Here is an 11,747-nt window from a genome sequence, read left to right on the forward strand (position 1 = left end):
GTTGACTTCAGAATAGCGGCATCTCCGCCGGTGTGGCGGATGTCGCCTCAGGTCACCTCGGCGAGGAAGCCGCGCAGTAAGGCCAGGGTCTCGTCGGGATGACTGCGCGTCACCCAGTGGGAGCCGGGCAGGCGGGCGATATGCAGGTCGGTGGCGTAGTCGGCCAGGTTGCCGTAGCTGGCCTCGGAGACGAAGGGGTCGCGCTCGGCGACGATCATCTGCACCGGGCAGATGACGCTGCCCCGGGGGGGCAGCGGCGGCGGGTGGCGGACGTTCTGGCGGTAGAGCGCCATGGGGCCCAGGGTCATGGCGCGCACCTGGGCCCGGCTCTCGTCGAGCAGCGGATCGCCCCTGGGCACGCCAGCCAGGCGCAGCACCCACTGCCAGCCGCGCACGCCGCCCAGGCGCCACAGCGTCTCTCCCAGCGGCCAGACGATCAGCGGTACGGTGTAGCTGGAGCGCAGCAGCTGACGCAGGGCGGGCCACATGCGCCGCGGCTGCCAGCTGGTCAGCTCGTCACGGGCCCAGCGCAGCCAGATCGCCAGGTGCGGCCCGGAGATGAAACTCCAGCTGAGCACCCGCCTGCCGTAGTCGGGGTGGGTGACGTAGGACCAGCCGATGCTGGCGCCCCAGTCGTGGCCGACCAGATGCAGGCGTTCCACCTCCAGGGCTTTGATCACCGCCTCGATGTCCTCGAGCAGGGCGGCGATGCGGTAGCGCCGCGCCGACTGGCGCGGCTCCTCGGCGGGCACGCCCGGCCAGTCCAGGCTGGCGACCCGGTACTCTTCGCCCAGGGCGAGCATGATCTCCTGCCACATGCGCTGGCTGTCCGGGTAGCCGTGCAGGAAGAGCACCAGGGGGCGCTGCGCGTCGCCGCCATGGCGCACACGCAGCCGATAGCCGGGGCGCTCGACCCAGGTCTCGGCGAGCTCGCTCACTCCGGCTCCGGCAGGGCGAAGGCGACGATGGCGTCGCCGGGGTCGGAGAACACGTGCCCGCCCGCCGCGACCACCAGGAACTGGCGGCGCTCGGGGCCGAGGCGATAGGTCAGGGGCGTGGCGTGGGCGGCGTAGGGGAGGTCGGCGCGCCACAGCGTCTCGCCGCTCTCCAGGTCGAAGGCGCGGATATAGCGGTCCGGGGTGGCGGCGATGAAGGCCAGGTCGCCGGCGGTGACGATGGGGCCGCCGACATTGGGCACGCCCCATTCGAGCCAGAAGGGCCAGGGGGCCAGGCCGCGGGTGGAGCCCAGGGGCACTTCCCAGCGGATCTCGCCGGCATCCAGGTCGACGGCGGTCAGCGTACCCCAGGGCGGGGCGCTGCACGGCATGCCCAGCGGCGAACTCAGCAGTTCCACGCTGACCGCGTAGGGGGTGCCCTGCATCTCGCCGTAGAGCCGGTTGGAACCGGCCAAGCCACCGGCGTCGGTGCGGGTCTCCTCCTCGGGCAGGGCCTCGTATTCGTCGCGGGGGATCAGCCGCACGCCGGTGGGCACCCGCGACTGGTTGACCACCATCAGGTTGCGGCTCGGGTCGAAGGCACCGCTGCCCCAGTTGATGCCGCCCGTGGCGGCGGGGAAGACCACCGTACCCTCGAGGCTCGGCGGGGTGTAGAGGCCCTCGGAGCGCCGCGATGCGAGCTCGCGGCGGCAGCGGCCGCGGTCCCAGAAGGTCAGGCCCCAGGCGTCGTCCGGGGTCAGCTGCGGCGGGAAGAGGGTCGGCGGCGTGACCGGGAAGGGCTGGGTGGGCGAGAGCCAGTCGCCCGGGGCCGGGTCCTGGGGCACCGGGCGCTCCTCGATGGGGTGCAGCGGCTCGCCGCTCTCGCGGTCGAGCACGAACACATGGCCGGCCTTGGTCGAGACAACCACCGCCGGTACCCGGCCGGCGGCGGTGTTGAGCTCGATGAGCGAGGGCTGGGCGCCGACGTCGTAGTCCCAGAGGTCGTGGTGGACGGTCTGGAAGTGCCAGGCGACCTCGCCCACGTGCTCGCCGCGGGTGTGCAGGGCGACCACCGAGGAGGCGTAGTGGTCGAGCCCGTTCCGCTGGCCGCCGAAGTAGTCTGGCGGGGCATTGCCGGTGGGCACGAACAGCAGGCCGCGCTCGGCGTCGGCGGCCATCGGCGCCCAGACATTGGCGGTGGAGCGACGGTAGGGGCCCTCCGGTGGGCTGGCGGGCTGGTCCGGGGGTACCGGATCCCAGGCCCAGACGAGCTCGCCGCTGCGGGCGTCGAAGGCACGCACCACGCCGGGCGGAGCGTCGGCGCGCACGTTGTCGGCGACCAGGGCGCCGACGATGACCAGGTCGTCGACCACCAGCGGCGCCGAGGTGACGTAGTACTCCCAGGCCGGGATGTCGTCGCCGAGATCGTCGCGCAGCGCGATGCGGCCGGCCTCGCCGAACTCGGTGCACGGGCGGCCAGTGGCGGCATCGAGGGCGATCAGCTCGGCGTCCTGGGTGCCGGTGAAGATCCGCGCCCGACACTCGGCCGCGTCGTCGCTGGCGCCCGCAGCGCGCCAGTAGGCCACGCCGCGGCAGATCATCGGGTAGGCGCCGTGGAGTTGGCGCAGCCGGAGTTCGGGGTCGAACTGCCACAGCTCCTCGCCGGTCTCCGGGTCCAGGGCGATGACGCGGTTGTAGGGCGTGCAGAAGATCAGCCGTTCATCCACCACGATGGGGGTGACCTGCAGCGAGGTGCGGGTCTGGGTCTCGTCGCCGTGGGAGAAGTCGCCGCTCGCGTAGCGCCACACCTCCTCGAGATGGGCGACGTTGTCGGTGCGAATCTGATCGAGAGGCGAGTAACGCAGTCCGGTGAGGCCCTGGCCGTAGTGGGGCCAGTCGGCGATCGGGCCGTCCAGGTCGAGCTCCGGTGGCGGGGCGTCGCAGCCAGCGAGGAACAGCAGCGTGGCGGCGATGATCGGTCCTCGTCCCAGCTCTTGCGATCGCATCCTGCTGCTCCTCCCTGAAGACGGCGTGTCGGGCCGAGCCCCTCCTTCTCGACTTGAAGCTAGTCCATAAGCGGTTCCCGGGCGAGGCGCCATGCTTCGCCATGAGGCGAGCACTCACCCCGGCGATCGACGAGCGGTGTCGGGGAGAGGGGGATTCCGGAGTGGCGCGCGGCTCGATCCCGTGCCGTACTGAAGGCGCGCCGACAATGACAACCGGGGTACCCCCATGAGCCAGTCGTCCTTTCACCCGATCATCTATGTACGCGGCTTCGCCCGTCTCGATTCCGAGATCGAAGACACCATCAACACGCCCTACATGGGCTTCAACCTCGGTGCCACCCGGGTGCGACAGGGGCCGGGCGGCGAGCTCCACACCTTCATCTTCGAGTCGCCGGTGATCCGTCTGATGAAAGACTACGGCTACCGGGACGTCTACCAGGACGGCGCGCTCCGCGAGGACCGGCTGCCCCGCACGAGCCTGCTGATCCACCGCTATTACGAGGATGTCGAGGGTGGCGCGCAGCGTCCGTCGATCGTCGAGGCGGCCGACGACCTCTCGGCACGGATCCTGTGGTTGCGCGAGCGGGTCTGCGGCGACGATGCCGACGCGCGGGCGGCCTTCAAGGTCTATCTGGTGGCCCACTCCATGGGCGGGCTGATCTGCCGCTGCCTGCTCCAGAACGAGACGGTGGGCGACCCCGCGGCCAAGGCCTGCGTCGACAAGGTGTTCACCTACGGCACGCCGCACAACGGCATCGAGATCGCCGGGATCAACGTACCGCGCTTCCTGGGCATGTGGGACGTCAACAACTTCAACCGCCAGAGCATCGCCGACTTCCTGACGCTCAGGCCGCGTGACGGGCGCGTCAACCACCTGGACGGGGACTTCCCGCCCGAGCGCTTCTTCTGCCTGGTGGGCACCAATCACCGGGACTACCAGGCCGTTCGCTTCGCGGTCGGGTCGTCGAGCGACGGCCTGGTGAAGATCGACAATGCCTGGGTGGAGGATGCCCCCCGCGTGCATGCCTACCTCAGCCACAGTGGCCACTGCGGCATGGTCAACTCCGAGACGGGCTACCAGAACCTGACGCGCTTCCTGTTCGGCGATGCGCAGATGACGGCGCGGCTGGTGGTGGAGCACCTGCCGCTGCCGCCCTCCGTGGAGCAGGCGAAGCAGGACGGGAACGCGATCGAGGGTAGCTACCTGTTCGAGTGCACGGTGACGCCACGGCTGTTTCCGCCGGTGGCGTTGTCCGATCGCCGCGTCGAGCATGGCTCGGCGATCTTCCGCCGCTACGACGAGATGTGCCACCCGGACCGCGCCGGCCATGAGCACGCCCGGCACCCGGTGCTGTTCTCGGTCTACCTCGACAGCTCGAAGATCACGGTGACCCAAGGCCGGACCATGCTGCTGGTGGCCGACATCGCCGTGCGCAGTACCGAGTTCAAGGTCGCCGGGCGCTGGTTCGTCAGCCGCCGGGTGCCCGACGAAAACCTGTTCCGCGACAAGGTGGTGATACTGGCGACCGCCGCCGGCGATGGCTGGCGCCTGCGCTACATCATGGGCGACGAGGACTGGGGCGAGGGCCGCGGGCGTGCGGTCAAGGTCGACGAGGGCGGCGTCAGCTATGTGCCCCTGCGCAGCCGCAAGGGCTTCCGGGCACGGCTCCAACTGGAGATCGCCGCCTGGCAGTGAGCCGGGGCAACCTTTCCACCACGCAGCGCCGCCCCTTGGGCGGCGCTGCGCGTTGTGCGCCAGGCGATGTCACGGTGACCGGGATGTCCCGCGTGGACGTTGCCGGCATCCCGAGCGTTGACACAAGCGCTTCGCCATCCTGACCTGCATCGGGCCCCCCGGGGGTTCGTGAACCATACTGACAGGGCCGCGGTACCTCCTTACTTCCGGACTCAGGAGTTCACATGGCGTGTCATGATAAGGTGGTCATCCCCAATGAGCTGTCAGTGATGGCATGCAGCATGATGAGGGGGAGGGAGCTCGCGGTTTCATGACGCTGCTGCTGATCGTCACGCTGCCCCTGCTCGGCGCCCTGCTGACCTGGGCGACGGCCCGCGCCGAGGACCTGCGGGCCTCGGCCGTCGTCGCGGCGCTGGCCCCCGTGGCGGTGCTGGCCCTGGTGCTGTCCCTGCTGCCTGCGGTCCTGGCGGGCGAGGTCATCGTTGCCGAGTGGCGCTGGATCGACACCATCGGCCTCACGATCGCCTTCCGCATGGATGGGCTGGCCATGCTGTTCGCCCTGCTGATCGTCGGCATGGGCCTGCTGGTGATGCTGTATGCGCGCTATTACTTTGCCGGCAAGCGCGGGGGGGCCCATTTCTATGTCCTGACACTGGCGTTCATGGCGTCCATGCTCGGCATCGTCACCTCGGGCAACCTGCTGTTCATGCTGGTGTTCTGGGAAATGACGAGCCTGGTCTCGTTCCTGCTGATCGGCTTTCACTCGGATCAGCGCCCGGCCCGGCGTGGTGCCCGCCTGACCCTGGTGATCACCGGCGGCGGGGGGCTGGCGCTGATGGCCGGTGTCATCCTGATCGGCCAGGCGGTGGGCAGCTATCACCTGAGCGACGTGCTGGCGGCCGGCGATACCCTGCGTGAGCACCGCCAGTATCCGTTGATCCTGTCCCTGGTGTTGCTGGGGGCCATGACCAAGTCCGCCCAGTTCCCCTTCCACCTGTGGCTGCCGCATGCCATGAGCGCGCCCACGCCGGTGTCCGTCTATCTGCATTCGGCGACCATGGTCAAGGCGGGGATCTTTCTGCTGGCCCGGCTGCATCCGGTGCTGGCGGAAACGCCTCTCTGGCTGTACAGCGTCTCCACGGTGGGCATGGCGACCCTGCTCACCGGCGCCTTCGTGGCGATGTTCAAGCACGACACCAAGGGGCTGCTGGCCTACTCCACCGTCAGCCATCTGGGGTTGATCACCCTGCTGCTGGGCATGGGCACCAGGATGGGGTTGATCGTGGGCCTGTTCCACCTGCTCAATCACGCCCTGTTCAAGGCACCGCTGTTCATGATGGCGGGTATCGTCGAGCAGTCGACCGGCACGCGGGACATGCGCCGCATCAACGGCATGTGGCACTACATGCCCTATCTCGGCGTGCTCTCCGGCGTAGCCGCCGCCTCCATGGCCGGGCTGCCGCTGCTCAACGGCTTTTTGAGCAAGAAGATGTTCTTTGCCGAGACCATGGTCTCGCCGTTCACCGGCGTGCTGGCCTGGCTCACGCCCTCCCTCGCGGCCGTGGCCGGCCTGCTGTCGGTCGCCTACTCGGCGCGCATCTTCCATAACGTCTTCTTCAACGGAGCACCGCGGGACCTGCCCATCTGGCCCCCGAAGTCGCCGGGAGTGGGCATCCTGATCCCCGTGACGCTGCTCTCCGCCGCCTGCATCGTGGTCGGCATCGTGCCGCAATACGTGGTGCATACGCTGTTGAAGCTTGCCGCCGAGGCGGCGCTGGGTGGGGAATTGCCGCCGTACAATCTCGGCCTGCTGCACCGCTTCAACCTGCCGTTCCTGATGAGTGCCCTGGCGCTGACGGGCGGTCTCGCCATGTACGTGGCAAGACGGCAGCTTTTCGCCATCTATGACCGCTTGCCCGAGGTCGATGCCAAGGAAAATTTCGAGTGGCTGATGCTGCAGGCGGGGACCTTCGCCGAACGGCTGGTGCATCGGCTGGAGAACGGCTCGGTCCAGCGCTATATCGCGTTCGTGCTGCTCAGCGCCCTGATCACGATGGGCTCGGCCCTCGCCGCCATGACGGAGTGGCGGGGTCCCGAGGCATTGACTCCCCTCGATCCCATGACCGTATTCGGTACCGTGCTGTTGATGGCCTGTGCTCTGGGGGTGGCCGTCGGCCACCGCCACCGTTTCCTCGCCCTGTTGCTGACGGGGGCCGCCGGGCTCTTCGTGACCCTCACCTTTGCCCGTTTCTCGGCACCGGACCTGGCCCTGACGCAGCTGTCCGTGGAGGTGATGGCGGTGATCATCATGATGCTGGCCCTGTCCTTCCTGCCGCAGACGACGCCAGCGGAGTCCTCCGTGCGGCGTCGCGTGCGCGACCTCGCGCTCGCCGGCCTGAGTGGCCTGGGCATGGCCATCGTGGCCTTCGCGGCCATGACCCGCCCGACGCAGAGCATTTCCGGGTTCTTCCTGGCCCGTAGCGTCCCGGAGGGCGGCGGCAGCAATGTGGTCAATGTGATCCTGGTGGACTTCCGGGGCTTCGATACCCTCGGCGAAATCACGGTGCTGGGGATTGCCGCCGTGGCCGTCTTCGCGCTCACCCGCAACCTGCAACTCAAGGACCGCGTGCCCCAGGAGCGGGGACAGTACTGGGCGTCCGAGCCCCATCCCCTGATTCTCAGGATGATCGCCCGTCCCCTCCTGCCGTTAACGCTCATGGTGTCGGCCTACATCTTCCTGCGGGGGCATAACATGCCCGGAGGCGGCTTCATCGCGGGACTGATCACGGCCGTTGCCCTGTCGCTGCAATACATGGCGGGCAGCCTGGCCTGGGCCCACTCGTGCATGCTGACTCCCTTCCGTCCGCTGGTCGGGGGCGGCATCCTGCTGGCCGCACTCACCGGCCTGGGCAGCCTGGCAGTCGGTGCGCCTTTCCTGACCAGCTGGTTCGGGCACTATCGGCTGCCGATGCTGGGCGACGTCGAGCTCGCCACCGCGCTGCTGTTCGACCTCGGCGTCTTCATCACGGTGGTGGGGGCGACCCTGCTGATCCTGGCCAACATGGGCAAGCTCATGACCCTGCAGGGGCCGGGGAAGGAGATCGGCTGATGGAAGTGCTGTTTGCCGCCGCCCTGGGCGTGCTGACGTTCTGCGGTGTCTACCTGATCCTGCGCGCCCGCACCTTTCCGGTGGTGTTGGGCCTGACCCTGCTGTCCCACGCCGTGAACCTGTTTCTCTTCGGCATGGGCCGCCTGACCCTGGAGGCGCCCCCCATCATCGGCGCGAGCAGCCATCATGCCGATCCGCTCCCCCAGGCCCTGGTGCTGACCGCCATCGTGATCGGCTTTGCCATGACCGCCTTCGTGGTCGTGCTGGCCCTGCGTGCCGCGGTGGAGCTGCGCAGCGACCATGTGGATGGGGTGGACCCGGACGAGGACTGGCGCCCATGACCCACTTGCTCATCCTGCCGGTGTTGATCCCGCTGTTGGCCGGCGCCTTCCTGGTGGTCGCCTTCGCCGTTCCGCTGGTGCTTCAGCGCCTGATCAGCCTGCTCAGCACGGCGCTGCTCGTGCTGATCGCGTGGCTGCTGTTCGAGCGGGTCATGGCGGGGAATCATGTGCTGTACACGCTGGGCAACTGGTCGCCGCCGTTCGGGATTCTCCTGGTGGCGGATCGCCTCAGTGTCCTGATGCTGCTGATCACCGCCGTGCTGGCGGCGTTCTGCGCCCTCTACGCGGGCCGCGGGGACGACACCCGAGGTGCCCACTTCCATGCCCTGCTGCAGTTCCAGCTGGCGGGCATCAACGGCGCCTTCCTCACCGGTGACCTGTTCAACCTGTTCGTCTGCTTCGAGATCCTGCTGATCGCGTCCTACGCCTTGCTGTTGCACGGCGGCGGCATCGCGCGCTGCCGGGCCAGCCTGCACTACGTGATCCTGAACCTGGTCGGCTCGGCGATGTTCATCATCGGGGTCGGCATCCTCTATGGGGTGACCGGTACCCTGAACATGGCGGACCTGGCGGTACGCGTGGCCAATGCCCCCGCCGGCGACCTGCCATTGCTGACTGCGGCCTCGCTGCTGCTGCTGGTGGTGTTCGGCGTCAAGGCGGCCCTCTTGCCCCTGCTGTTCTGGCTGCCTCGGGCCTACACCGCCGCCAGCGCCCCCGTCGCGGCGCTGTTCGCGATCATGACCAAGGTCGGCGTCTACGCCATGCTGCGTGTCTTCAGCCTGATCTTCGGCCTGGAATCTGGTCTGGTCGACACCATCGCCTGGCAGTGGCTATGGCCGCTGGCGCTGGCCACCCTGGCGCTCGGAGGCATTGGGGTACTCGGGGCGATCAACCTGCGCAACCTGACCGCCTATATGGTCATCGTCTCCGTCGGGACCCTGCTGGCCACCCTGGCGCTGGGCAGCCGGGACGCCCTCGCGGCCGGGCTCTTCTACCTGATTCACTCCACCCTGATGACGGCGGCCTTCTTCCTGCTGGCCGACCTGATCGCCCGGCAACGCGGGGCAGCCGCCGACCACATGGTGATTGCGGCGGCCATGGCGCACAAGCGTACCCTGGGGATCGTGTATTTCGTCGGCGCCATCGCGCTTGCCGGCTTGCCGCCATTCAGCGGCTTTGTCAGCAAGGTGTGGATCCTGCAGGTGGCCGGCGGGACGGAGCGTCAGGCCTGGTTGTGGCCGTTGCTGCTGATTGCCGCCTTCATGATCCTGATCGCCCTGAGCCGGGCCGGCAGCAAGTTCTTCTGGCGGCAGTCCGGTGAGCCCCCGCTGCGATTGCGGGTGGACCCGGCAAGGCTTGGCGTCGTGATCACGATGCTGCTGGGCAGTGTGGTGCTGTCCGTGGCCGCCACGCCCGTCATGTCGCTCATGCTGGAGACCGCCGACGCCATTCTGTCGCCCGGTGCCTACGTGGAGGCGGTCGAGGCGGTGGCACGACAGACAGGGGAGGAACGCTGATATGGGAGCCCTTCGGCAACTGCGTTACTGGTGGCCCCGGCCCCAGTTTTCCCTGTTTCTGCTGGTGCTGTGGCTATTGCTGATGAACACCCTGAGCCTGGCCCAGCTGCTGACCGGCGCCTTCCTCGGCTGGTTGATCCCCTTCTTGACCCAGCCGTTCTGGCCGGAGCGCCCCCACTTGCACCGGGCGTGGCGGCTGGTGCCGTACTTCGCCCACCTGCTGTGGGACATCCTCAAGTCGAACGTCACGGTGGCCCGGCTGATTCTGCTGCCCCCGGAGCGACTCCGGCCCGCCTTCATCCGTTACCCCGTCATCCTGACGGATGAGTTCGCGCTCGCCATGCTGGCCAGCACCATTTCCCTGACCCCGGGTACGGTGTCGGCCGGGCTCAGCCCGGACCAGAAGACCCTGCTGATTCATGCCCTGCACGTGGTGGACGAAGATGCCCTGATCCGCCATATCCACACCCGTTACGAGCAACCCTTGAAGGAGATTCTGGAATGATCACCGCCGTCCTGCCGTTGGCCCTGCTGCTGTTCAGCATCAGCCTGTTGCTGAATCTCTATCGACTGCTGCGCGGGCCGGACCTGACCGACCGCATCCTGGGGCTGGATACGCTCAGCATCAATGCCATCGCCGTGATCGTGCTGGCGGGCATCTACATGGACACCACCATCATCTTCGAGGCGGCCATGCTCATCGCCCTCATGGGCTTCGTGGGCACCGTGGCCATGACCAAGTACCTGGTGCGTGGCGACGTCATCGAATGACCGCGAGGAGGGGCCAATGAACATTCCGTTGTGGCTGGACGCGTTGATCGCGGCGCTGTTGCTGATCGGCGCCATTGTGGCCACCCTGGGCTCGGTGGGGCTGGCCCGCATGCCGGACTTCTACATGCGCCTGCACGGGCCAACCAAGGCGTGCACCCTGGGGGTGGGCTGCACGATGCTGGGTTCGCTGCTGTACTTCAGTGCCGCCGGCCAGGGCATCAGCGTGCAGGAGGTGTTGATCACGGTCTTCCTCTTCGTCACCGCCCCGGTGAGCGCCCATGTGATGGCCCGTGCGGCGCTGCACCGTCGGGTGGCGTGCAGTGACAATACCCGCCACCCCCCCTGGCCCGAGATGGACCAGCCCCCGCTGACCCCCTCGCCGGCGAACCCGGGGGAGGCCCGCCATGCCCCCCCGTCATTCCCGGGGGAGGGCTCCGACACCCGGACCCGCGGCGGTTCATGAGGCCGGAGATCGCCGACCGGCTGGGAGTCAGGCCGACACTCCACTCCTCACTCCCCACAACGAAGCGCCGCCCCTCAGGGCGGCGCTTCGCATTGCTGACTCGACAACGTCACAGCGTCATGAAGGGCGAGGGCTCCTGGTCGGTGAACCGGTAGACGTCCCAGTCGCCCCGCTTGGGTCCCGGCATGCCCGGGGTGCCGATGGGCATGCCGGCCAGGCCGATGCCGCCGATGGCGGGGCGCTCCTCGAACAGCTGCTCGATGGCCGCCAGGGGCACGTGGCCCTCGATGGCGTAGCCGCCCATCAGGGTGGTGTGGCAGGAGCCGAGCCCGTAGGGCAGCCCGGCCTGCAGCTTGATGCTGCCCACCTCGACGTCGTCGACGATGGTGACCGAGATGCCCATCTCCTCCAGGTGGCGGGCGTAGTCGTCGCAACAGCCGCACTGCGGGTTCTTGTAGAGGGTGGCCGCGTCGGGCAGGGCGGCCTGGGCCGCGGCGGACCCCACCAGCAGGGCGCCGGCGAGCAGCAGGGACGTGGTAGGACGGTTCATGAGCGATCTCCCGGGTACTTGATCAGCGAGGTGATGTGTCTTCGTATTCAACCGCGTCAGCCCTGATCCTGCCTTGACCCAGCGCAAGGGGGCAAGCGGCCCCACGAACGCTTCAGACGGCACCCGAGGTTGGGGGCTGGGGGGGCGGAAACTGAGGCATCCTCAGAAATAGTTCGGCATTATCAATATGTTGGGCATGGATAGATGGCAGACTGCCAGCGCTGGGAGGCCCTAGGGGGTCAGACCCGAATGGCACTTACTTAAGCTTTTTCGGATGTCCGTAGCGTTGGATTTCCTCACGCGCTTGGTGGCGATGCGTTTTCAATAACCGGTGGGGCCGGGGGCGCCGTTTGATGGCC

General features: G+C 68.1%; 10 protein-coding genes. 7 read left to right on the forward strand and 3 right to left on the reverse strand.

The window, feature by feature from the left end:
• Positions 1–47 precede the first annotated feature (47 nt).
• On the reverse strand, positions 48–938 hold the full coding sequence (locus tag AC5W54_RS18000) for an alpha/beta fold hydrolase (protein ID WP_495963473.1): 891 nt from the start codon (positions 936–938) through the stop codon (positions 48–50).
• Positions 935–2,941 carry a pyrroloquinoline quinone-dependent dehydrogenase gene (locus AC5W54_RS18005; RefSeq protein ID WP_495963474.1) on the reverse strand — a complete coding sequence of 669 codons (2,007 nt, stop codon included), beginning with the start codon at positions 2,939–2,941 and terminating at the stop codon, positions 935–937. Before AC5W54_RS18005 ends, AC5W54_RS18000 begins: the two co-directional genes overlap by 4 nt.
• A 226-nt stretch (positions 2,942–3,167) precedes the next feature.
• Between AC5W54_RS18005 and AC5W54_RS18010 the strand changes: the two genes are divergently transcribed.
• From AC5W54_RS18010 to AC5W54_RS18040, 7 genes are all read left to right on the forward strand, one after another.
• Positions 3,168–4,637: an esterase/lipase family protein gene (locus AC5W54_RS18010; RefSeq protein WP_495963475.1), complete on the forward strand. Its 1,470-nt coding sequence runs from the start codon at positions 3,168–3,170 to the stop codon at positions 4,635–4,637.
• Positions 4,638–4,947: 310 nt separating this feature from the next.
• A complete protein-coding gene (locus tag AC5W54_RS18015) occupies positions 4,948–7,746 on the forward strand; it encodes a monovalent cation/H+ antiporter subunit A (RefSeq protein WP_495963476.1) in 2,799 nt (932 codons plus the stop codon).
• Positions 7,746–8,087 (forward strand): Na+/H+ antiporter subunit C, encoded by a 342-nt coding sequence (locus AC5W54_RS18020; RefSeq protein WP_282737658.1) that lies wholly within the window; start codon positions 7,746–7,748, stop codon positions 8,085–8,087. The genes AC5W54_RS18015 and AC5W54_RS18020 overlap by 1 nt, the downstream gene beginning before the upstream one ends.
• A complete protein-coding gene (locus AC5W54_RS18025; protein ID WP_495963477.1) occupies positions 8,084–9,604 on the forward strand; it encodes a monovalent cation/H+ antiporter subunit D in 1,521 nt (506 codons plus the stop codon). The genes AC5W54_RS18020 and AC5W54_RS18025 overlap by 4 nt, the downstream gene beginning before the upstream one ends.
• Position 9,605: 1 nt before the next feature.
• Positions 9,606–10,109 carry a Na+/H+ antiporter subunit E gene (locus AC5W54_RS18030; protein WP_495963478.1) on the forward strand — a complete coding sequence of 168 codons (504 nt, stop codon included), beginning with the start codon at positions 9,606–9,608 and terminating at the stop codon, positions 10,107–10,109.
• On the forward strand, positions 10,106–10,375 hold the full coding sequence (locus tag AC5W54_RS18035; RefSeq protein ID WP_495963479.1) for a K+/H+ antiporter subunit F: 270 nt from the start codon (positions 10,106–10,108) through the stop codon (positions 10,373–10,375). Before AC5W54_RS18030 ends, AC5W54_RS18035 begins: the two co-directional genes overlap by 4 nt.
• 16 nt (positions 10,376–10,391) lie before the next feature.
• Complete coding sequence (locus AC5W54_RS18040; RefSeq protein ID WP_495963480.1) at positions 10,392–10,838, forward strand: Na+/H+ antiporter subunit G; 447 nt, start codon at positions 10,392–10,394, stop codon at positions 10,836–10,838.
• Positions 10,839–10,947: 109 nt separating this feature from the next.
• Here the strand turns inward: AC5W54_RS18040 and AC5W54_RS18045 are convergent, their stop codons facing one another.
• Positions 10,948–11,388 carry a DUF411 domain-containing protein gene (locus AC5W54_RS18045; RefSeq protein ID WP_495963481.1) on the reverse strand — a complete coding sequence of 147 codons (441 nt, stop codon included), beginning with the start codon at positions 11,386–11,388 and terminating at the stop codon, positions 10,948–10,950.
• Positions 11,389–11,747: the final 359 nt, after the last annotated feature.

This window comes from Halomonas sp. LMYGS-3 (assembly GCF_059509875.1).